The sequence below is a fragment of the Pseudotamlana agarivorans genome (assembly GCF_001642835.1).
Lineage (GTDB): Bacteria > Bacteroidota > Bacteroidia > Flavobacteriales > Flavobacteriaceae > Pseudotamlana > Pseudotamlana agarivorans.
The window spans coordinates 793,927-817,947 of record NZ_LXEI01000001.1 but is presented as its reverse complement, the minus strand read 5'-3'; the positions used below and the strand labels follow the sequence as shown (position 1 = coordinate 817,947).

14 protein-coding genes and 1 tRNA gene are annotated in these 24,021 nt (G+C 34.2%); 10 read left to right on the top strand and 5 right to left on the bottom strand.

Annotation, left to right across the window (positions count from 1 at the left end):
* Positions 1–112: 112 nt before the first annotated feature.
* The 4 genes from A6I66_RS03425 to A6I66_RS03410 all read right to left on the bottom strand — a co-directional run bounded on the left by A6I66_RS03425 (position 113) and on the right by A6I66_RS03410 (position 4,133).
* Positions 113–2,026: a S9 family peptidase gene (locus A6I66_RS03425; RefSeq protein ID WP_067145544.1), complete on the bottom strand. Its 1,914-nt coding sequence runs from the start codon at positions 2,024–2,026 to the stop codon at positions 113–115.
* A 171-nt stretch (positions 2,027–2,197) separates the two neighbouring features.
* Positions 2,198–2,647, bottom strand: a complete 450-nt coding sequence (locus tag A6I66_RS03420) for a GNAT family N-acetyltransferase (protein ID WP_067145543.1) — start codon at positions 2,645–2,647, stop codon at positions 2,198–2,200.
* Between the two features lie 133 nt (positions 2,648–2,780).
* Positions 2,781–3,698: a cation diffusion facilitator family transporter gene (locus A6I66_RS03415; RefSeq protein ID WP_067145537.1), complete on the bottom strand. Its 918-nt coding sequence runs from the start codon at positions 3,696–3,698 to the stop codon at positions 2,781–2,783.
* The gene (locus tag A6I66_RS03410; protein WP_067145535.1) at positions 3,699–4,133 is read right to left on the bottom strand and encodes an RpiB/LacA/LacB family sugar-phosphate isomerase; all 435 of its coding nucleotides are present in this window, start codon (positions 4,131–4,133) and stop codon (positions 3,699–3,701) included.
* A 1,094-nt stretch (positions 4,134–5,227) separates the two neighbouring features.
* On the opposite strand from A6I66_RS03410, the gene rnr reads away from it, so the two are divergent.
* The 10 genes from rnr (at position 5,228) to A6I66_RS03360 (ending at position 23,795) form a co-directional block, all read left to right on the top strand.
* Positions 5,228–7,426, top strand: coding sequence for a ribonuclease R (gene rnr, locus A6I66_RS03405; RefSeq protein WP_067145534.1), 2,199 nt, complete (start codon positions 5,228–5,230; stop codon positions 7,424–7,426).
* A gap of 73 nt (positions 7,427–7,499) precedes the next feature.
* Positions 7,500–8,171: a head GIN domain-containing protein gene (locus tag A6I66_RS03400; protein ID WP_067145532.1), complete on the top strand. Its 672-nt coding sequence runs from the start codon at positions 7,500–7,502 to the stop codon at positions 8,169–8,171.
* A gap of 165 nt (positions 8,172–8,336) precedes the next feature.
* Positions 8,337–11,147, top strand: coding sequence for a helix-turn-helix and ligand-binding sensor domain-containing protein (locus A6I66_RS03395; protein ID WP_157614048.1), 2,811 nt, complete (start codon positions 8,337–8,339; stop codon positions 11,145–11,147).
* 229 nt (positions 11,148–11,376) lie between these two features.
* Complete coding sequence (locus tag A6I66_RS03390; protein WP_067145528.1) at positions 11,377–14,391, top strand: SusC/RagA family TonB-linked outer membrane protein; 3,015 nt, start codon at positions 11,377–11,379, stop codon at positions 14,389–14,391.
* Positions 14,392–14,403: 12 nt separating this feature from the next.
* The gene (locus tag A6I66_RS03385) at positions 14,404–15,882 is read left to right on the top strand and encodes a RagB/SusD family nutrient uptake outer membrane protein (RefSeq protein WP_067145526.1); all 1,479 of its coding nucleotides are present in this window, start codon (positions 14,404–14,406) and stop codon (positions 15,880–15,882) included.
* Between the two features lie 17 nt (positions 15,883–15,899).
* Entirely contained in the window at positions 15,900–17,981 is a 2,082-nt protein-coding gene (locus A6I66_RS03380) for a hypothetical protein (protein WP_157614046.1), read from the top strand.
* 11 nt (positions 17,982–17,992) lie between these two features.
* On the top strand, positions 17,993–19,648 hold the full coding sequence (locus A6I66_RS03375) for a family 16 glycosylhydrolase (protein WP_067145522.1): 1,656 nt from the start codon (positions 17,993–17,995) through the stop codon (positions 19,646–19,648).
* A gap of 4 nt (positions 19,649–19,652) precedes the next feature.
* The gene (bglX, locus tag A6I66_RS03370; protein ID WP_067145521.1) at positions 19,653–21,944 is read left to right on the top strand and encodes a beta-glucosidase BglX; all 2,292 of its coding nucleotides are present in this window, start codon (positions 19,653–19,655) and stop codon (positions 21,942–21,944) included.
* A gap of 167 nt (positions 21,945–22,111) precedes the next feature.
* On the top strand, positions 22,112–22,792 hold the full coding sequence (locus A6I66_RS03365) for a LysE family translocator (protein ID WP_067145519.1): 681 nt from the start codon (positions 22,112–22,114) through the stop codon (positions 22,790–22,792).
* 79 nt (positions 22,793–22,871) lie between these two features.
* Complete coding sequence (locus A6I66_RS03360; RefSeq protein WP_067145517.1) at positions 22,872–23,795, top strand: hypothetical protein; 924 nt, start codon at positions 22,872–22,874, stop codon at positions 23,793–23,795.
* Positions 23,796–23,937: 142 nt separating this feature from the next.
* On the opposite strand, the gene A6I66_RS03355 is transcribed toward A6I66_RS03360, so the two are convergent.
* Positions 23,938–24,008 (bottom strand) — tRNA-Cys (locus tag A6I66_RS03355).
* Positions 24,009–24,021: the final 13 nt, after the last annotated feature.

Here is a 24,021-nt window from a genome sequence, read left to right as displayed (position 1 = left end):
TTTTTAGGGAAGGCTACAGAACAAGCAAAATTTAAAGCTAGTAAAACTAGTACCAGCTTAATTTTAAGTATTTTAAAAATCATTAATCTTAGTATTTACCGCTTTTAGACTTTCATTTTAATGCGGAATCGGTTGATTCTGTCTCATTTTTTAAATATTTATCTAAAAACTTCAGAATTCGACTATTAGCTTCAATTTGATTTTCCTTTTTTCGAAAACCATGGCCTTCATCAGCAAATAAAACATAATCTACAGGCACATTATTATTACGCACCGCCTTAACAATTTCATCCGATTCAACTTGTAACACTCTAGGATCTTGTGAGCCTTGTAAAACAATTAAAGGTTTAGTTACTTTATCGGCGTGAAACAATGGTGAAATACGTTTTAAACGTACCGAATCGGCCGTAAATGGATCGCCTAATTCTGAGTATAACGACGTCCTATAAGCTTCCCAATAGGGCGGAATGCTTTTTAAAGTCCGTATCCAATTGGTAACCCCAAATAAATTAACACCAACTTTAAATTCTTCGGGCGTATAGGTTAGTGCTGCCATGGTCATGTAACCCCCATACGAACCACCTATAATTCCTATTTTACTACCATCTATTTCAGATTGATTTGCTAACCAATTTTTACCTTCAATACAATCTTGTAAATCTTTTTCACCATGGTTTTTATCATCCATTTTATAAAAGGTCTTTCCATAGCCACTACTTCCGCGATTATTAACCGCTAGAATGGCATAACCATGATTAACTAAATACTGAATTAAAGGTAAAAATTGCTGGCGACTTTGCCCTCCAGGACCACCATGAACCCAAACCATAGCTGGGACTTGATTATTTTTAGAAGCTTGATGCGGTAAATAATATATGGCTGGAATTTCGGTACCATCAAAAGACTTGTACCTAATAACTTTTGCTGTAACTAAATCGTCAATATTTATAGAGTCGTTTAATACGTTTGTTAATTTATGCTGTTCTTTAGTCTCCAAATTATAAGTATATAAATCGGAAGGTGTGTTAGAGCCACCCACGTACATACGCATCCATTTTTCATCCTTGCTAAAACGTATTTCTGTAATACTACTGTCTTTAAAATCTGGTAAATCTATTGGTTTCATGGTTTTAGAATCCAAAACTTCAACCGCATTTTTACCATCTTCATTAACATAAACAACCATATAAGTACCTTTGGAAGTAAAACTAATTCCTGAGATATCCCAAGGTTTCTCGATGACCTTCTTCTTTTCTTTTGACTCTAAATCATAAGCCATAAGATATGAAAACTCGCTACCATCATCGGTTGTATAATAAAACGTTGAATTATCTTCTGAAAAATCTTGAGCCGTATTAGCACTTAAATTGTCGTTGATTTTTATAATTTCCTTTGTTTTAACATTGTAAATAGATAAGTCGCTATCGTTTGTATTTATGGATTTTGATAAGGCTATAAAATTTTCATCGTTAGACATGCCACTAAACGATAAACCATCGTTATTTTGGTAAATCAATGTCGTAGAGTAATCATCAATCGATAATTTGTAAACATCAAAATAGCTTGGATCTCTTTTATTAGATCCGTAATAGAAATATTTTTCGTCTTCAGACCAGCCATAAAAACTAGATTTAGCGTTTTCACCTGGTGTTAAATCCTGAACAGATCCGTCCAATTCCTTCACATAAAGATGAGTAATTTCATTGCCATTTCCATCAGTAGCAAATAATATCCTGTTATCGTTTGGAAAATATGACGCATTGAAAATGGATGTACTGTCAGAACTTGTAACAGGCGTCATTTCACCACCAGTTACTGGAATAGCATACACATTAAAAATACCCGAACGGTTACTTGAAACAATTATATTGCTGTTATCTGAAGAAAAACTGCCTCCGTAAACAGATTCATTATCCATAAACTCCTCAATAGAATAGTGTTTAATCTCTTTTTGAACGACCTTAGTTTCCTTTTTACAAGAAAAAAACAGCGTTAAAATGGCTAGCCCTAAAATTTTAGTTTTCATAATAACAGATTTTTATAATTTCAAATGTGTTTAAATTTAAAACAAATTTCACAGGAACAATATATAAACTACTGTTTTTTAGTTTTTTACATAAAAAATAGGGAAGAAGACAAAAATGACTTTTACTAATTCAGGCTAAAAAAGTATGCTACAATAAAGAAAATAGCATTTTTAGAACCTATGAAACATGGCAATATGCGGAATGCCATCTTCCAAATAAGTTTCACCAACAGCTTTAAAACCTAAATTGGTATAAAAGGTTTTTAAATAATATTGCGCCGAAATTTTTATAACGCTTTCGCGGAAATGTGTTTTAATCGTTTCTATAGAAAACACCATAATCTGATTACCATACTGGTGTTTACGCTCGTTTTTTTTAACAACAACCCGGCCAATACTAGATTCTTCAAAATAAATACCAGGTTTAAAAATACGTGTATAAGCCACCAACTTGTCTCCCTTAAAACCTAAAACATGCCATGCCTTTTGATCTTTTCCATCAATATCTTGATATACACAGTCTTGTTCTACCACAAAAACTTCACTACGTAATTGAAGTATATCATAGAGTTCCTGTGTAGTTAATGCTTCAAAAGATTTTAGTTTGATATCTAAGGTCATGGGGTTGAAAAATATGGAAGTGTTTCTTAATTATCTGTGGTAAATAAACAATATTGTATTAATGGCTCTAAAAATTATGATTTAGATTGGAACTTACTGCCCCTTTATGAGGAGATTCCTGCCTACGCAGGAATTAATCTTGAACGATCACGTCTTTAGCATCATCTTTACTGTATTCAGGCTGAATGTTTACATGATTAATATCGTACTTTTTAAAGACCAAATCTTCAATATCATGTAAAATAGCATCAAATTCTGATAGTGTTATATCCTCACTAAAATCGATATGAGCTTCAAGATGCACTTCATCTTCATTTAATTGCCAAACATGAACGTGATGCACGTTTTTAATACTATCAAAAGCATTAATTTCAGCTACAATTTTTTCAATAGGCACCGAGGCTGGTGTGAAAAGCATTAAAACTTTGGTAGAATTGATAAGCAAATCAAAACCCATCCATATTAAGTATACAGCAATAGCAAAAGTAAGCACACTATCCACCCAAAAAAGCTGATAATATTTCATGAGCAATCCACCTATCAATACAGCAACACTAGCCATCATATCGGTTAAAAGATGGATGTAGGCACTTTTCATGTTCATATTGCTTTTAGAATCCTTTTTAAGTAAAAGCACACTAAAGCCATTGCCCAAAATAGCGACTAGGGATAACCAAATAACAAGATCAGACTCTATAGCTTGCGGATTTTGAAAGCGTTCTATAGCCTCAATAATCAATAAAACAGCCACAACAATTAAAGTGGCAGCGTTGATAAAAGCAGCTAAAATTTCAGCCCTTTTATAACCAAAAGTCCTTTGAAACGATGCCCTTTTCTTTGCTAATTTATTAGCGATATAACTAATAATTAAAGAAATAACATCGCTAAAATTATGTAAAGCATCACTTAAAAGTGATAAACTACCAGAAATAAGACCGCCAATAACTTGGGCAACCGTTATTACAATGTTTAAAAGTATGGATATAACAAGATTCCGACCTTTAAGATCGGGATGATCATGAGTATGATGATGCCCATGATGTGCCCCCATTTAGCAAGAAACAGGAATTTTATCTATTCTTTTTTGGTGACGACCGCCTTCAAATTCGGTATTTAAAAACACATCCACCATTTCTAAAGCTTGTGGAATGGCTGTAAATCTAGCTGGAATACATAAAATATTAGCGTTATTATGACTTCTTATTAAATGTACAATTTCTTTATTCCAACATAAGCCAGCACGAATTTTTTGATGTTTGTTTGCTGCCATAGCCACACCATTAGCGCTACCACAAATAAGAATACCAAAAGTAGAGGTCTCGTTAACAACATCGGTAGCTACCGGATGTACAAAATCGGCGTAATCAACGCTGTCATGTGCATCAGTTCCATGGTTATTTACAGTATAACCTTTAGCTTCAAGAAGTTCCTTGATAGCAAATTTATATTCTGTTCCTGCGTGATCGTTACCTATAGAAATTGTCATGATTTATATTCTAATTATTTTAAGTAGCAAAGTTACTAAATATATCATTGTTTTCTTATTAAGATTGGAGACTGCTTTGATAAAGGAATCAAGATTCTTGACTTTCTTATAAAGGACTTAAAATTGTCTATTAAAAAATATAGTTAAATAAGATAATTCAGAATAAATGATAGTATCAAATGATAGTATCATAAAATGAAACCATCTTTCAAATTATCTATTCGTTTTTTATTTGATAAATTTTGGTACCGAATCACACTTCAAATCATACAAGCGACTGTTATTTTTTATACTAAAAATAATCTTCAAAAAGACTTTTTACAAAGACTTTTCATCCTAAAAAACACAAGTAGTTCATAATCAAATTAATGGAATAAAATTATTTCAAAATCACCGCTATCCCTTATAAATGTTGATTACTTTAAACATCGCTTTTAACAACTTGTTAATAACTGTTAATAGTTTTTTAAAAGAAAAATATTGAATATCCATTTATTTTTCCAATCATGAACCGGAACTAAAAAACCAAATATTTAACTCACTTTTTTTTTCAATGTTATGAGCCTAAAAATTGATCGCTATAAACATAAAATGAAAAAAACTTATGAGTAAAAAGTGGTTAAATGGAGTTGTTAACAACTGTGTATATAAAATCGAAAATCATTCAAAATAAAGCTTTTAAAAAAATTTCTATTGTTAAGAACCTATTAACAAACTGTAAATTTAAAGCCATCAAAATAAAACTTAAAAAAGTTATACCACTTATTAACACCCTATAATAACCATCATTGTTTTTTTAAATTTTTAAAAGAAAAATAATAATATATAGATATATGTGGATAACTATAAAATGGAGTGATTTCTCAAAGAACTTATATAGTATACTCATTCTTTCCTAATTAAGTTAAGCTTATAATATAGATAAATTGAGCTTCAAATTGCTTTATATATTGTGAATTAATGTTTACAAAACATCGCTTTAAAATATAAACCGTAGCTTTGTAGAAAATAAATAGCGTATCTTCTCCCAAAACCATGCTATTTAATAACACAATTTCTAGTATCTTAGAAATTGTAAACGATCACAGAATTTAATGACTAGAAAAAGAAAAGGAAAATCCAAAAATAAAGGCATTTCCAACCTATCAAATACCATATTAAGTATTTTAAAAAAAGAACGTAACCAAACGTTTAACTACAAACAAATAGCAGCCAAACTTGGTGTAAATGATGCGAGTAGTCGTAATCAAATCATAAAAAAATTACGGGATTTACAGGGCAAACAAGAGATTGAAGAAGTAGATCGCGGTAAATTTAAGGCCATTGTTAATACCGAATACCATACCGGGATTCTTGATTTGGCTTCAAAAGGTAACGGCTATGTGATTTGCGACGATTTCGAAGATGATGTATTTATCGCTTCTAATAATATTAATAAAGCCTTACATAACGACGAAGTTGAATTTTATGTCTATAAACGTAGAAAGCGCGGTAAGCTTGAAGGCGAAATTACCAATATTATAAAACGTGCTAAATCGGAGTATGTTGGTGTGATCCAATTGCATGATAATTATGCCTTTGTTGTAGCCGATAGCAATAAAATGTACAAAGATATATTTGTACCTATCAATAAAACCTTTAAAGCTGAAGATGGCGATAAAGTATTAGTAAAACTCGAAGATTGGCCAGAAAAGGCCGATTCTCCTAACGGAAAAGTGGTTCAAGTTTTAGGAAAGCCAGGAGATCATAACACCGAAATTCATGCGATTTTAGCAGAATACGGTTTACCTCACGAATTTCCTTATGAAGTTGAACAGTTTGCTAATCAGTTAGATACTTCTATTACTGCTGAAGAAATTGCCAAACGTCGCGACATGCGTAAAGATTTAACCTTTACCATAGATCCGAAAGATGCTAAAGATTTTGATGATGCTCTATCTTTTGAAGTGTTAGATAATGGTTTATACGAAATAGGGATTCATATTGCAGATGTGTCGCATTATTTAGAAGAAGGCACTGTTTTAGATGATGAAGCTTACGAGCGTGCTACCTCGGTTTATTTAGTAGATCGTGTGGTGCCTATGCTTCCTGAAGTCCTTTCAAATAAAGCTTGTTCTTTACGTCCTCATGAAGAAAAATACACTTTTTCTGCAGTGTTTCAAATGAATGATAAAGCTGAGATTAAAAACCAATGGTTTGGAAGAACGGTAACCTATAGTGATGCCCGTTTTGCTTATGAAGAGGCACAAGCGATTTTAGAATCTAAAACAAATACCATTCCAGCTGAAGTGTCTTTAACAGGAAAAACGTATCAAACCGATCAAAAAATAGCCGATGCCGTGTTAAAAATGGATGAGTTAGCTAAAATTATGCGCGGTATTCGGATGCGTTCTGGAGCGCTTTCTTTTGATAAGGTTGAAGTTAAATTCAATTTAGATGAAGAGGCGAATCCTATTGGTGTATTTTTTAAAACCAGTCAAGATGCTAATAAACTCATTGAAGAGTTTATGCTTCTAGCGAATCGAAAAGTATCAGAATTTATAGGAAAACAAGACCCTAAAAAAACCTTTGTATATCGTGTTCATGACGAACCAGACGATAGTAAATTAGCTAATTTACAAGGTATTGTGTCTAAATTTGGTTACAAACTTAATTTTAAAGACCGTAAAACTACAGCAGCTTCATTAAATCATTTATTAAAAGAAGTACATGGTAAAAAGGAGCAAAATTTAGTAGATACACTTACGATAAGAAGTATGAGTAAAGCCGAATATACAACGCATAATATTGGGCATTACGGATTAGCTTTCGATTATTACAGCCATTTTACTTCACCTATACGTCGTTACCCCGATGTGATGGCGCATCGTTTATTACAACATTATTTAGATGGTGGAAAATCGGCTAATGAAGATGTTTACGAAGAAAAATGTCAGCATTCCAGTAATATGGAAAACCTAGCTACTAAAGCCGAACGTGATTCTATAAAATACATGCAAATTAAATTCATGCAAGATCATAAAGATGAGGCTTTTGTAGGTGTAATTTCTGGAGTTACCGATTGGGGTATATATGTCGAAATTATCTCAAATAAATGTGAAGGTATGGTGAGTGTTCGCGATATGACCGACGATCATTATGCATTCGACCAAGATCAATATGCTATGGTTGGTAGAAATTCGGGTGTTACTTATCAACTTGGTGATGAAGTGGTTGTTAAAGTTAAGAACACCGATTTAGTTAAAAAACATTTAGATTTTAACTTATTAGGTAAACCTGAAACAGCGATTTAAAATTATCACAAAGTGAATTCATCATGGAATAATTATTGATAATTTTGTCCGAAACAACTAAAACATACAAACTATGAAACGCATATTTTTCATTTTTACTTTAATTTCTTCAACGCTATTCGCTCAAGAAAAGGTCGAAAAATCGGTTGGTGAATTCACTGAACTTAAGATTTACGATTTAATTCAAATGGAATTGGTACAGGCTTCCGAAAATAAAATTGTTATCACAGGAGAAAACTCTAATAATGTGGTTATCAACAATAAAAATGGAAAGCTTAAAATAAAGATGAATATCGAAAAAATATTCAATGGTAACAGTACTAAAGTGACTTTGTATTATAAGCATATTGATATTATCGATGTTAATGAAGGTGCCCAAGTAACTTCTAACGATGTTATAAAACAATTTGAAATTGATTTAAGAGCTCAAGAGGGTGGAACTATATCTGTACCGGTAGAAGTGAAGCATACTTTAGTAAAAGCGGTTACAGGCGGTGTTATTACGGTTAAAGGAAACTCTAAAGACCAAAAAATAGATATTAATACTGGTGGAATTTTTAAAGGTGAAGAACTCATCACTGAAGATACCGATGTGTCGATTAAAGCGGCTGGTGAAGCTCATGTGAACGCTACTGAAGAAGTGAATGCAAAAATTCGCGCTGGTGGTAATGTTTACATTTATGGGAAACCTGAAGTTATTAACGAAAATACAGCTTTAGGCGGTACGGTAAAACGAATGAATTAAAACCGTATTTATTTTATTAAAAGGCTGAATGAAAATCAATTAAACTTGATTTTTATTCAGCCTTTTTCTTTTTATATACTTAAACTTAAACCCTTCAAAATAATTCAAGGTTTTTACAAACACTTATTTTTAGTACATTGGCGATACAACTAACTACCTTTTATTTTGAGACTATTATTCTTTGTTTTATTGTTATGCTTTCATGCTTCAACTACATTGTTAGCACAAGAGCGTTCTCCTATTCAAATTTTTTCTCCTAAAGATTACGGTGCCGAAAGTCAGAATTGGGCCATTTCACAATCCAGCGAAAAGTATATTTATGTAGCTAATAATAAAGGTTTATTAGAATATAATGGTGCAGAATGGGCATTATATTTATCGCCTAATAAAACTATTTTAAGGTCTGTAAATGTTATAGACTCACTAATATACACAGGAAGTTATCGCGATTTTGGTTATTGGAAACGCAATAATTTAGGGAAGTTAGAATATGCCTCTTTATCAGATGAATTAAATATTCCTTTTTTAGAAGATGAAGAAATATGGAACATTATTAATGTTAACGATTTTATATTATTTCAGTCTCTAAAACGAATTTACATCTACAACAAAAAGCTAGGTAATAATACGATTATCAATTCCGATTCGACCATTTACAAAACGTTTAAGGTGAATGAAAGTATTTATTTTCAAAGTGTAAAGGATGGTGTATATGAAATTGTTAATGGCAGTTCTAAATTGGTTTCAAAAGATGCTGTAGTTCAAGAAAATCTATTGGTAAACATCTTCAGCCATCAAGGAAAATTATTATTTCAAACTGAAGATTATGGTTTTTTCATCCTGAATGAAAACAAACTCGAAGGTTGGGATATTTCTGCTAATGATAAAATTTATAACAATAGAATTTATAGTAGTATCCAGCTAAAAGACAATAGTTTTATATTAGGAAGCATTTCCAATGGTATATTTCATATAGATGCCAACGGAAATTTATTATTGCAAATCGACCAAAGTCATGGTTTAGGTAATAATACCGTGCTTTCTGTTTTTGAAGATGTAGAAAACAATATTTGGCTTGGTTTAGAAAATGGTGTGAATTGTATTAATATTAAATCACCATATAAAATTTTTAATGATGATAACGGAAATATTGGCGCCGTTAATGCCTCTATTCTGTATGATGATTTTTTGTATTTAGGTACCAATCAAGGTTTATTTTATAAAAAGTATGGGACTAACAACGACTTTAAAAAAGTTGGAGGTACACAAGGCGCCACTTGGTGTTTAACTGAAATAAATAACACATTATTTTGCGGACATAATTCTGGAACCTTTGTTATTAAAAATAATAAAGCCCATAAAGTAGCTGATGTTTTAGGAACCTGGACTATAAAACCTATTGAAGGGGCTAATAATTTATTATTGCAAGGAAACTATACCGGTTTATATGTTTTAGAACATGTAAATGGGGTTTGGCAACTTAGAAATAAAATTGAAGGGTTTGATGCTTCCACAAGGTATTTTGAGTTTTTTAACGATCATGAAATTTTTGTAAGTCATGAATATAAAGGTGTTTTTAAAATTGAAGTGGATAAAGCTTTAACTAAAACCCTTCGTATCACAGAAGAAACAACTATTAATAAGGGTTTAAAAACCAGCCTTATTAAATACAAAGACAAAATACTTTATACCGAAAAGAAAGGTGTTTTTGCCTATCAACCTTCAATACAAAAGTTTGTTAAGGATACGATTTTAAGTGCTTTATTTAAGGAACAAGAATTTACTTCAGGGAAATTGGTTAATGATACAAAGACGAATAAATTATGGGCTTTTTCGGAGTATGGGCTAAGTTATTTAACTCCAGGAAAGCTAAGTAATACACCTACCTTAAATAAAATTCCTTTACCTGCTTTTGTTAGAAACGATGTTTCTGGCTATGAAAACATTTCCTATTTAAAGGATAATAAATATTTATATGGCACTTCGCATGGATATATTGTTATAGATACCCATATGTTTCAAGACAAGCCTTATCAAATCAATATTAACACCATTTCTAATAGTACTTATGATGAAGGTTATACTACCCATCTTCATAATAAACATGAGTTTGGTAAATTTAAAAACAACGAAAACAATATTAAGTTTAGCTATAATATCCCTGAATATGAACGGTATTTGGTATCAGAATATCAATATAAATTAGATGGCATTTACGACAAATGGAGTACATGGTCTACCAATTCTAGCGTTTTATTCGAGAATTTACCTTACGGCGATTATAAATTTAGTGTTAGAGCCAGACTAGGTAATCATTTAAGTGTAAATACGGCGTCTTACAGTTTTAATATAGAAAGACCATGGTATTTATCTAACATAGCAATAATAAGTTACCTTTTATTAGTCCTTATTTTTTCATTGTTTATGCATATGCTTTATACGCGTTATTATAAAAAACAGCGTTTAAAAATATTACTTGCTAAAGAACGCGAACTCGAATTAAAAGAGTTAGAAAATAAGCAACAACTTATGCGTTTTAATAATGACAATTTAAGACAGGACATTGAAAATAAAAACAGAGAATTAAGCATTTCTACTATGAGCTTAATTAAAAAGAATGAGTTTCTTAACAGTCTAAAAAATGATCTTCAGAAGATTACAGATGTAAAAAACATCAAACAAGTTATTAAGGTTATCGATAGAAATTTAAATAATGCAGACGATTGGAATGTGTTTCAAGAAGCCTTCAATAATGCGGATAAAGACTTCCTAAAAAAGATAAAAGCATTGCATCCGCAGCTTACTTCAAACGATTTACGTTTATGTGCTTATTTGCGTTTAAATTTATCCTCAAAAGAGATCGCGCCACTTTTAAATATTTCACCAAGAAGTGTAGAAGTTAAACGCTATCGATTAAGAAAAAAAATGGATTTACCGCATGAATCTAGCTTAACAGATTACATTTTGGAAATTTAAGTCCACAACATTCGGCATTTTCACCTATACAACACCACAACATTTCTACTTTTTAAGGTTTATTCATCATTTTCCCATTTATGAGAATTTGATATTAAACCTTTCTATTTGTTAACGTTTTCATAAAAACACGGGGTCTTTTTTATCATGTATATTTTTTGTTTGGGCATAAAATACCATGTCTGAGCTTTATACTACTATTTTTATATCAGACTAAAACTAAATATTTATGAAACACATGCTATTAAAAATTCTAGCTCTATGCTTTGTGGTTTATTCAGGCGCACAAAATATAAACGTGAGCGGAATTGTACAGGATCAAACAGGGTTACCCATTCCAGGAGCAAACATTATTGTAAAAAACACCACCCAGGGAGAAATCACAAATTTCGATGGAGGTTTTACATTAACCGATGTTAAACCTGGTGCCACCATTGTGGTGAGTTTTGTTGGATACATTACTAAGGAAGTAGTTATTAAAGATAACTCTAATTTAATTATTCAATTAATAGAAGATATTGCACAACTCAATGAAGTTGTTGTTATTGGTTATGGTGCCCAAAAGAAGCAAGATCTTACGGGTGCCGTATCAATAGTTAATGCAAAAACTATTGAAGATTTAAACCCTATTGATGCCGCACAAGCCTTACAGGGAACCTCTGCAGGGGTTTCGGTATCGACACCTTCAGGTTCTCCAGGAGGCGGATTTAACATATTAATTCGTGGTGTAAGTTCTAATATCGATAATGGTCCATTAGTGATTATTGATGGTTATAAAGGGGATTTAAACACCATTAATCCTAACGATATTGAAACGTTTTCGGTATTAAAAGATGCACAAGCGGCTATTTATGGTATTGAAGGTGCTAATGGTGTAGTATTAGTGACTACAAAAGGAGGTAAGCGTAATACTGCTGCAAAATTTAACTATAACGGTTATACCGGGATGCAGCAAACCACACGCCAATTACCTTTTATGAATGCTACAGAATATGCCATAACTCTAAATGAAAGTTATGCGGCTGACGGTAAAGCTTTACCATTTCCAGATATTAGTGGATTAGGTAAAGGTATAGACTGGCAAGACGAACTTTTTGAAACAGCTCCAATTACCAATCATAACGTATCTATTTCTGGTGGTGGTGAAAAAAGCACCTACTATTTTGGAGGTTCTATTTTAGAACAAGATGGTATTATTGCTAGCGATAAATCTAATTTTCAACGGGCTAACGTTAAAACTAAATTAAGTTTTGATATTACCGAGAAATTAAAATTTACAACCTCTGCCAATTATTTTAATTCTAACCGAAATAGAATAGGCGAGAATGCTTTAGGGGTACCTTTATTTAATGCCTTAAACTATTCGCCAACTTATAGTCTAGATCAAGAAGATGTTTCTGGATTTTTAGGGAACGAAGTGGTTAATCCTTTGTCGCAATTAGCGAATACTTACGATGAATTAAACGGGAATTCTATTGAAGGAACTTTTCAAATCGATTATAGTATTCTTGATAATTTAACCATCACTTCTCGTATTGGTATCAAGTCTTATAATGAAAAGGGAAAAAGCTTTTCGCCCATTGTTAATTATGGGGCTGGTAAAGTATTTAATACCGATAGAAGTAGTGTTTACCAATATCGAACTACCGATAACTCGTATACTTGGGAAACCTTTGCAACTTACAATCCTGTATTTGGTAAAAACCACAATACCACTTTTACTTTAGGAACCAGTGCATTAAGAAATTGGGGCGATCATTTAAATGCTACAGGCTTTGATGTTCCTAACAATTCTTGGGAGTTTGCCGATATTTCTTTAGCGAATGGTTTAAGTGAAGCAAAATCTACAGGCTCTTATATTTACGATAGTCGTTTGGCATCTTTCTTCGGAAGATTGCAGTATGACTATAAAGGGAAGTATTTACTTTCTGCCATGATTCGTCGCGATGGTTCTTCCGATTTTTCTCCTGATAATAGAATTGATTATTTCTCATCGGTTACTGCAGGTTGGAAAATTTCAGATGAAGCTTTCTTAAAAGATTCCAATGTGATAAACTTTCTAAAATTAAGAGGAAGTTACGGAACTTTAGGAAATAATGTTGGAAGCGATTTATACCGTGCCGGACTGAGTGGTGAGGCAACTTATGTTTTTAATAATGCCTTAGTTACAGGTACTGCGAATGGTAGAATTCCTAACCCAGATGCTAAATGGGAAGTTGCTGAAAAATTCGATGTGGGTTTAGATCTTAATTTATTTAATAATAAAATTGAAATCACCACTGATTATTTTATTGAAGATAGAAACGATTTATTAATTGAAGGTTTCCCGGTTTCAGGTATTTTGGGTGCTGGGGCACCAGGTGCCGGATTACCTACGGTAAATGCTGGAACAACAAGAAACAAAGGGGTTGAATTGTTTATTAATTACAAAGAAACACTTTCAGAAAACACCTCCTTTTCAATAGCCTATAATGTTACTAAAATTAATGGTGAAGTAACGGCTATTAATGGCGGAGTGATTCCAGAAGCTGGTAATTTTAGTGTGGGACAACCTGCTATTGCTAGGATGGAAGTCGGTCAGCCTTTAGGTTATTTCTACGGACTTAAAACAGACGGGATTTTTCAAAATCAAGCCGAAATTGATGCGGCACCATCACAATCAAGTTTAGGTGCAGTATCGGCTCCCGGCGATTTTAAATATGTAGATGTTAATGGTGATAACGAAATTACAATTGATGATAGAACCTATTTAGGCAAACCACAACCAGATTATATCATGGGCTTAAATTTAAGTTTTAACTATAGAAACTTAGATTTTGGTGCCTATATGTATGCCGAATTAGGTAAAGAAACCGTGCGTAACTACGAGCGTGATGAGCCTAATGTAAATAGGTTGAATATGTATTTAAACCGATGGACAGGAGAAGGCTCTACAAACAGTATGCCTAGAAATACTATTGGTGCGACTACCAACAAAGTGTTTTCAGATTTTTATGTTGAAGATTCTTCATTCTTAAGAATTCAAAATATCCAATTGGGGTATTCTTTATCTCAACCTGTGGTAGATAAGTTGGGTATTAGCAAATTCAGACTTTACTTTTCAGTAAACAATGCCTTCACTTTTACAAAGTATATGGGTTACGATCCGGCTGCTACAAATAACGCTGCAATTGGTGGTGGTATAGACTATGGTTTTTACCCTATTTCAAGACAGTTTATTGTTGGCTTAAACCTATCCATTTAAATTATTAGCACTATGAAAAAATATATAAATAAAACAATACAAAGCCTATTAACATTAAGCATCCTTTTAGGAGCAACCGCTTGTGGTGATGCGTATTTAGAAGATGTGGATAGGTATAATATAGATTCTGAAAGTTATTTTAATTCAGAAGAGGATTATTACAACGCCTTAGTGGGCGCTTACGATTTATTGCAGTCCTCTTACGTGAATGTGATGCTAGGTGAAATTGCTTCCGATAATACCCTTGCTGGTGGCGGTAGCGCTGTAGATGTACCTGGTTTTCAGCAAATAGACGATATGATTCACACCCCTGTAAACAGTAATTTAAGAGATATCTGGACTTGGATGTATGCTGGTGTTAATCGTGTAAATTTTATTTTAGAATTTCAAGATAATACCGATTTCCCTGGACGTGATATTATAATTGGTGAAGCCTATTTTTTACGCGCTTACTATTATTTCGAGTTGGTAAAATGGTTTGGCCCTGTGCCACTTAAACAAACACGTTTTGAACTTGGTGATGAAACAACCATTCCTAGATCGCCAGTTGCCGATGTGTATAAGTTAATTCAAGACGATTTAAAATACGCAGTTGAGCATTTAGAATATACAGCGCCCGAAGTTGGACGTGTTACCAAAGGTGCGGCTTTAGCTTTATTAGGGAAAGCGTATTTATACCAAAAACAATATGCCGAAGCAGCTTTAGTACTTGACAGAGTTATAAATGAAGGCCCTTATGATTTGGTTGCTGATTACGATTCTATTTTTGAGAATGATGGTGAAAACGGTATCGAATCTGTTTTTGAAGTACAATATACCGATGCTGAAGGTGCTGGTTTTGAATGTTTGCAATGTAGTGAAGGTAATGTTGCCGTTGGTTTTAATAGTATTAGAACGTATGATGGGCCTTTATTCGATTCTGGTTTTAGTTTCAATGTGCCTACACAAGAAGCTGTTGATGCTTTTGAAGATGGCGATTTACGAAAAGATGTAGCCATTTTAGATATTGAAAATTGGGCAGCTACAACTGGTGCTACTTATGGTACAGGATACGAGCATACAGGGTATTTTAATAGAAAATACTTAGCGCGTAAAGGCGATTTAAACACGGGCGATCAAAACTTAACAAACCCTAATAACTACAGATCAATTCGTTTTGCAGATGTGTTGTTAATGGCTGCTGAAGCTTATAATAGTGGCGGTATAGACGATACTAAAGCACAAACTTATTTAAACCGTGTGCGCGAAAGAGCTTTTGGCGATACGGCCCATAATGTAACTTCTACAGGTGCAGCACTTACTGATGCTATTGCACATGAAAGACGTGTGGAACTTGTTGGTGAAGGACATCGTTTTTTCGATTTGGTTAGAACAGGAAAAGCAGCCCAAGAAATTGATGGTTTTACTGCTGGTAAGAATGAGGTTTTCCCTATTCCTATTGAAGAAATTCAATTTTCAAACGGAAACTGGGAACAAAACCCTAACTATTAATTCTAAATAAATATACTATGAAAATCACTAAATATATATTACAAATTTTTCTGCTTACATGCCTGGTTATGGGATGTACCGAAGATGAAAATTTAGATTACGTAAACGACATTAAAGCGCCAACTAATGTTGCTGCTGCTGTAAGTGTAACTCAAGATAATACGGGGCTTGTTACTATTGCGCCTTTAGGTGAAGGTGTGGTTAGCTTTTTAGTTGATTATGGCGATGGATCGGAAGTTTCAGATCCTATAACTCCAGGGAAAACTACGCAACATACTTATTCCGAAGGGAGTTACGATGCTGTTGTTACAGCCATAGGTTTAAATGGTTTGGAAACAAAAGCGACTCAAAATATCATGGTTTCCTTTAAAGCACCAGAAAACTTAATGGTGACTATTGAAAATGATCCTGCTATTTCAAAGCAAGTTAATGTAACGGCTATGGCAGATTATGCACTTTCTTATGAAGTATATTTTGGCGAGGATGGAAACGATACCCCAGTTGCTGGAAATATTGGCGAAACGGTTTCTTACCAATATCAAAATGCAGGACTTTATACCATTAGAATTGTGGCCATGAGTGCCGCTATTGAAACCTTGGAATATATTGAAGAATTTGAGGTTACAGCTATTTTACAACCACTAGATCCAGCTCCTAAACCAACAAAGGCTGCTACCGATGTGATTTCTGTTTTTAGCGATAAATATGCGAATCCAGATCCGATTGATTATTATCCAAATTGGGGACAAACTACAACTTATGCACAAATTCAAGTTGCCGGAGATAATATCATTCAATATGGTGAATTAACGTATCAAGGTATCGATTTTAATACCGTACCAATTGATGCTTCCACTATGGAATTTATCCATGTTGATGTATGGTCTGCTGAAGATTATACCATTAATATTTCACCTATTAGCGGTGGTCCTAATGAAGCGGCTTACCCCATGGTACTTACTGCAAATCAATGGAACTCGGTAGATATTCCGGTATCACATTTTACAGATTTAAATCCTGCGGTAGATTTTAGTAACATCATCCAATTTAAATTCGATGGCGTGCCTTCTGGAGAAGGAACCATTTTTGTAGATAACCTTTATTTTTATAAAGAGTCTTCACCAGTTCAAACAGGAATTGTGGGTAACTGGAAATTAGCTTCTGTGGCTGGCGCTTTAGGTGTTGGTCCTAGCGTTGGCGATATTAGCTATTGGAATTGCGATGCAGATTGTGTTGTCCTTAGAGATTGTTATTATGATGATATTTACACTTTTGGTTCCGATGGGTCTTTTACTAACGATTTAGGTGCGCAAACTTGGACAGAAGCTTGGCAAGGTGGAGGCGATTCTTGCGGTACGCCAATTGCCCCACATGATGGATCTAACCCAGCAACTTATGTCTATAATGAAACGGATAATACCGTAGTTATTAATGGTGTAGGTGCTTATATAGGCTTATCTAAAGCGTACAACGGTGGCGAGCTTACAAACCCTGCCGATGCACCAACTTCTATTATTTACAATGTCACTTTTCAAGATCCTAATACCATGGCTGTTAATATTGATGTTGGTGGCGGTGTATTCTGGCAATTTATTTTGGTTAGAGAAGGTCAAGTAAATTCTCCGCTTACAGGAACTTGGCAAATGGCTCAAGAAGCTGGCGCTTTAGGCGTAGGTCCTAGTGTTGGTGATATTAGTTATTGGAACTGCGATGCCGACTGCGTAACCCTTAGAGATTGTTACTATGATGACACCTATATTTTTGGTTCCGATGGATCTTTTACTAACGATTTAGGTACTCAAACCTGGACCGAAGCTTGGCAAGGTGGAAGTGATTCTTGTGGCACGCCTGTTGCCCCTCATGACGGATCGAACGCAGCAACCTATACTTACGATGGTAGCGCAGGAACCGTCACCCTTAACGGTATTGGTGCTTTTATCGGATTAGCCAAACCTTACAATGGTGGCGAACTTGCAAGTCCTAGCGAGGCTCCAGAAGCCATAACTTACAATGTTTCATTTATCGATAATAACACGATTTCTGTAAGTATTGATATTGGTGGAGGTGTTTTTTGGCAATATAAATTAGTAAGAATATAAAAAGATATAAAATGAAAAACTTAAAATATTATATAGGAATTTTTGTTTCGCTGATGACTTTTGCTACCAGTTGTCAGGACGATGATGCTTCATTAGGAGCTATTATAGCACCAACCAACCTAAGTGTTTCCGCTGAAGTTGTTGGTCAAGATGCCGATAACCCCGATGGTGATGGTACCGGATTTGTGGATATTTCCGCGAAAGCGAGCAACTTTATTAGCTATAAATTTGATTTTGGCGATGGCACAAGCGAAGTGGTACCTTCAGGAACAACCAGACACCGTTTTACAAAAGTAGGGGTAAACACTTATACGGTTATTGTTAATGCCATAGGTACAGGTGGGGTTTCTTCTAGTACGTCTATTGAGGTGACCGTGCGTAGTGATTTTGACGATCCAGAAGCCAAACAATTTTTAACAGGCGGTAGTAGTAGAACGTGGTATTTAGCGGCTTCAGAACCTGCACATTTAGGCTTAGGGCCTGCAAATGCTGCTATTGATGGCGAAGGTTATTGGTACCCAAAATGGTATGCCGCGCAACCTTTTGAGAAGTGTGCTGAAGAGATTAGTGCTTGTTTTTGTGATGATGAATTAACCTTTACTTTAGAAGCTAATGGGCAATTAACTTATCAATTAAATAATAATGGTTCTACATTTTTTAATGGTGGTAACCAAGCTATTGTTGGTGGCGATGGTAGTGAAGATTCTTGTTTTGATTTTGATACTTCTGGAACGAGTTTAGTGTCTTTAGCGCCTTCATCAAACGATTGGAGTACGGTACCAGATACAGATTTTACGGCTAGAGGAACGGCTATGAGTTTTTCCGATGATGCATTTATGAGCTATTATTTAGGTACATCCGATTATGAAATTATTTCAGTATCAGATACAGAATTATATGTGAGAACTCTAGATATTAATGACTCGGCTATAGCATGGTATTTAAAATTTCAAACCAGTCCTGCTGAAGATGCTTTCGAATCGGTTTTTAACACCCTGGTTTGGTCTGATGAATTTGATACCGATGGTGCTCCCGATGCTACTAAATGGACCTACGATTTAGGTGCTGGTGGTTGGGGAAATCAAGAGTTGCAAACCTATACAGATACTCGTGAGAATTCATATATCTCTGATGGAACCCTTAAAATTGTAGCAAAAGCGAACGGTAATGGGTATACTTCAGCACGATTAAAATCGGAAAACTTAGAAGAGTTTACCTATGGTCGCGTTGAGGTTAGAGCTAAATTACCAGGATCGGAAGGTACATGGCCTGCCATTTGGATGTTAGGTGCTAATTTCGATACCGCCGGTTGGCCAGCCTGTGGCGAAATTGATATTATGGAACAAACAGGCTGGGATAAAGCTAAAACTTCAGGGGCTTTACATCTTCCTGGAAACTCTGCAGGTGAAGCAATAACAAATAGTACGGCTAATTTAACCGCTACTACAGAGTTTCATAACTATACAGTGGAATGGACTGCCAATGTTATTAAAATACTTGTTGATGATACCGTATTTCTGTCTTTTCCTAATACAGCAGATACCCCATTTAATAAAGACTTTTTTATGATTTTAAACGTGGCTATGGGCGGGACTTTAGGCGGCTCGATAGATCCAAATTTTGTTGAAGATATCATGGAAGTTGAATATGTAAGAGTCTATCAATAATATTATGAGAAACTATTTTTATACTACTATTTTCAGTGTCGCACTTGTATTAATTTCATGCGGTAAAGCAAATGAAAAAGATGCGATGGCGACCACTGAAAGTGGTTCAAATACGATAAACAAAAAAGTTGACAGTCTGCTTGCTATCATGACGATAGAAGAAAAAGTAGGCCAAATGAACCAATATAACGGGTTCTGGAATGTTACGGGCCCTACACCTTCTGAAGGTGGTGCGGCTAAAAAATACGAACATTTAAAAAAGGGCTATGTGGGTTCTATGCTTAATGTAAGAGGGGTTGAAGAGGTTCGTGCCGTACAGAAAATAGCGGTTGAAGAAACCCGTCTGGGCATTCCTTTAATCATTGGTTTTGATGTGATTCATGGTTATGAAACTTTAAGTCCGATTCCTTTGGCTGAAGCTGCGAGTTGGGATTTAGAAGCTATAAAAAAATCGGCAGCTATAGCTGCTAAAGAATCTGCTGCTGCAGGAATAAACTGGACTTTCGCTCCTATGGTTGATATCTCTAGAGATGCCCGTTGGGGACGTGTTATGGAAGGTGCTGGTGAAGATCCTTATTTAGGTTCTAAAATTGCTGTAGCACGCGTACAAGGGTTTCAGGGCGACGACTTAGCTTCTCCTAATACCATTGCAGCCTGTGCGAAGCATTTTGCTGGTTATGGGTTTGCTGAATCTGGCAGAGATTACAATACGGTCGATGTTGGTACATCAACTTTAAATAACATAATTTTTCCACCCTTTAAAGCTGCTGCCCAAGCTGGCGTTAAAACTTTTATGAATGCTTTTAACGAACTTAATGGCGTACCAGCAACAGGAAATGCTTATTTGCAACGTGATATTTTAAAAAGCAAATGGAACTATGATGGTTTTGTAGTATCAGATTGGGGCTCATTAAACGAAATGATTGCTCACGGTTTTGCAGCTAACAAAAAAGAAGTTGCAGAATTAGCCGTAAAAGCTGGATCTGATATGGATATGGAATCTTATGCTTATGTGGAAGAATTGGCCAATTTAGTTAAAGAAGACAAAGTAGATGAAGGCCTTATTAATGATGCGGTAAAGCGTATTTTAAGGGTAAAGTACGAGCTTGGTCTTTTTGATGATCCTTATAAATATTGTGATGAAAGTCGTGAAAAAGAAGTTATTGGTTCTCAGGAAATTAATGATGCAGTTTTAGATATTGCTAAAAAATCTATCGTGCTTCTTAAAAATGAAGGGAACTTATTACCATTAAAAAAAGAGGGTCAGAATATTGCTTTAATTGGAGCTTTGGCAAACGATAAAACCAGTCCATTAGGTAGTTGGCGTATTGCAGCCAAAGACAGTACAGCTATTTCTGTTTTGGAAGGACTTCAAAATTATAAAGGCAATACCATTTCGTATGCTAAAGGTGCCGATGTAACTATTGGAAAAGGCGAATTTGCTATTGAATTAAATATAAATACCACCGATAAAAGTGGTTTTTCAAAAGCCATTTCAACGGCAAAACGAGCAGATGTTGTGGTTATGGTTTTAGGTGAACATGGTTTTCAATCAGGGGAGGGTAGAAGCCGTTCGGAATTGGGTTTACCAGGAGTTCAGCAAGAATTATTAGAAGCCGTTTATAAGGTGAATAAAAACATTGTTTTAGTATTAAATAACGGCAGACCTTTAACCATAAACTGGGCCGATGCACATGTGCCAGCCATTCTTGAAGCTTGGCAATTAGGTACACAAAGTGGGCATGCTATTGCACAAGTTTTGTATGGCGATTATAACCCAAGCGGAAAATTGCCAATGACATTCCCTAAAAGTGTTGGACAAGTGCCTATTTATTACAATTACAAGAATACAGGACGTCCAAAACTGCCAGCTCCAAATGAGGTATTTTGGTCGCATTATACCGATCAAAGCAATGCGCCTTTGTATCCTTTTGGTTACGGTTTAAGCTATACCACTTTTGCTTACTCTAATTTAAATGTTCAAGTTGTTTCTAAAAATGAAGTGCAAGTTTCGGTCGATCTAAAAAACACAGGTAAAGTAACAGGAAAAGAAGTGGTGCAATTATACATTAGAGATTTGTTTGCAAGCGTAACACGCCCTGTAAAAGAGCTTAAAGGATTTGAACTGGTGGAATTGGATGCAGGAATATCCAAAACCATTCATTTTGTTTTAACCGAAAAAGAACTCGGGTTTTACGATAATGAAGGTCATTTTATTATCGAACCAGGCAAGTTTAATGTGTTTGTTGGCGGCAGTTCCAATACCAATCTAGAAGCCAATTTCGATTTAGAATAACTTTAAATGATTTAGTTAATAGTTTTTTTTAGAATTTTGTTTGTTTTAAAAGTGTGGCCTAAGTGTCACACTTTTTTTTTGTCATCTCAAACGGCATGCATTCAATAATTATGTAAACCCGTTGTTTTAAAAATATTTCTTTACTTTGTGTAAAGCTTTCCATATAGATGTTTGATGATATTTTAACAGCCGTTCCATTTGGAATCATATTAGCCTTTACCATTGGTCCTGTTTTTTTTGTGTTACTTGAAACCAGTGCTACTAAAGGGTTTAGAGCTGCCATAATTTTCGATTTAGGCGTTATCCTTGCTGATATTATCTTTATCCTAATTGCTTTTTATAGTACCAATAATTTAAGAGGTAAAATTGGAAACGATCCCAGTTTCTTGATTTTTGGAGGCGTTTTACTCATTGTTTATGGTATTATTTCCTTTATAAAAACCTCAAAATCCTTTAGAACCATTGTTAAAGAGTACTATAAAGTTGAAATTAATAAAGCTTATGGTAAACTTTTTATAAAAGGATTTTTACTTAATTTCATCAATATTGGGGTGCTATTAGGCTGGCTTGGTTTTATAGTTTTAGGCGATTCTTTAACGTCTTCAGAACATGGTGGGGCTATCTTTATAACTTCGATGTTGGCTTCTTACTTTCTTGCAGATTTAATAAAAATTCTTATAGCAAAACGCTTAAAAGCTAAGCTTACACCACGACTTATTTTTAAAACTAAAAAAGTGATTGCTATCGTTATTCTTGCTTTTGGTATTTTATTGTTAGTTCAAGGTGTATTTCCAAATGCTTATGAGAAAAATAAAGAAAAGTTAGAGCATCAGATATATCACGATTAACTATTGATTACAAAGAAAATAGTGATACACTGTAAAAATAGCTTTATATTTATTTCAGTTTAATAAAAATTTAAAAAGTATGAAAAATAAAGCTTTGGTTATTTGTGCCTCGGTATTATTTAGTGTGTTTGGTTGTGGTTCTAGTTCTAGTAGTTCAACCACTTCTACAAATAACGATACACTTGGGCCTCCAACAGATACTCAGTTGTTTAATACAACTCCAACGGCCCAATTAGTTAAGGACGATCCTGATATTAGTGATAATTTAGATTTAGAGGCCGTATCATCTGTATTTGGTGAATCTAAAGATTTAGAAGATTTTGAAAAAAGGCTTAATGATCCTAAAACACAAATTTCTAATCTTGATTTAAATAAAGATGGTGATGTCGATTATTTAAGAGTGGTTTGTAAAGATAACCAGGATGAAAAAGTTGTTATCATACAAGATATTATTGGTAAAGATAAATACCAGGACGTTGCCACTATAAACGTTAAAAAAGAAGATAAGTCTGTTCAAGTTGTTGGTAATGTGAATATTTATGGCCCTGATTATTATATTTACCCAGATTTTGCCATGACGCCACTTATTATGGATTGGTTTTGGGGACCTATGTTTAGACCATGGATATCACCGTTTTATTGGGGTTATTTTCCTCCTTTTTTCCGTCCTTGGCGACCATTCCCACCATACATTTACCATAATAACATAAATGTTCGTATTAATACACATAATGTTTATCATCATGGTAATTATAATCACTTCCATCCAAACCATAATAACCATCCTAATAACCCAAATCATAATTTAAAATCAAACACAAACCATCATGAGTTATCGAGAAATGACCATTTCGATAATCATCCAAAACAAACTTTTCAAGATCGTCGACCAAATTCGTATAATGCACATAATTTATACATGAATCGAGGTGGAACTTTTAACCGTTCTAGTTTTGGCGGTGGATTTGGCGGCGGATTCCGTGGTGGTGGTTTTAGAAGATAAAAATCTAATTTAATAAGTTTAAAAAAGGAGAAATTTCATAGGATTTCTCCTTTTTTATTGGATAAACTTTTCAATTAATTTAGGAAATTAAAGGTAAGTATTATGATAAAAAAAAGCTTCCAGAAAACTGAAAGCTTTTTTGAGGCGTCGAGCGGATTCGAACCGCTGTACAAGGTTTTGCAGACCTCTGCCTAGCCACTCGGCCACGACGCCATTTATATGTAAA

Excerpts from the sequence above, each read along its gene's own strand:
- A6I66_RS03425 (WP_067145544.1), bottom strand. The coding sequence starts at position 2,026 with ATGAAAACTAAAATTTTAGGGCTAGCCATTTTAACGCTGTTTTTTTCT.
- A6I66_RS03420 (WP_067145543.1), bottom strand. The coding sequence starts at position 2,647 with ATGACCTTAGATATCAAACTAAAATCTTTTGAAGCATTAACTACACAG.
- A6I66_RS03415 (WP_067145537.1), bottom strand. The coding sequence starts at position 3,698 with ATGGGGGCACATCATGGGCATCATCATACTCATGATCATCCCGATCTT.
- A6I66_RS03410 (WP_067145535.1), bottom strand. The coding sequence starts at position 4,133 with ATGACAATTTCTATAGGTAACGATCACGCAGGAACAGAATATAAATTT.
- rnr (WP_067145534.1), top strand. The coding sequence starts at position 5,228 with ATGACTAGAAAAAGAAAAGGAAAATCCAAAAATAAAGGCATTTCCAAC.
- A6I66_RS03400 (WP_067145532.1), top strand. The coding sequence starts at position 7,500 with ATGAAACGCATATTTTTCATTTTTACTTTAATTTCTTCAACGCTATTC.
- A6I66_RS03390 (WP_067145528.1), top strand. The coding sequence starts at position 11,377 with ATGAAACACATGCTATTAAAAATTCTAGCTCTATGCTTTGTGGTTTAT.
- A6I66_RS03385 (WP_067145526.1), top strand. The coding sequence starts at position 14,404 with ATGAAAAAATATATAAATAAAACAATACAAAGCCTATTAACATTAAGC.
- A6I66_RS03380 (WP_157614046.1), top strand. The coding sequence starts at position 15,900 with ATGAAAATCACTAAATATATATTACAAATTTTTCTGCTTACATGCCTG.
- A6I66_RS03375 (WP_067145522.1), top strand. The coding sequence starts at position 17,993 with ATGAAAAACTTAAAATATTATATAGGAATTTTTGTTTCGCTGATGACT.
- bglX (WP_067145521.1), top strand. The coding sequence starts at position 19,653 with ATGAGAAACTATTTTTATACTACTATTTTCAGTGTCGCACTTGTATTA.
- A6I66_RS03365 (WP_067145519.1), top strand. The coding sequence starts at position 22,112 with ATGTTTGATGATATTTTAACAGCCGTTCCATTTGGAATCATATTAGCC.
- A6I66_RS03360 (WP_067145517.1), top strand. The coding sequence starts at position 22,872 with ATGAAAAATAAAGCTTTGGTTATTTGTGCCTCGGTATTATTTAGTGTG.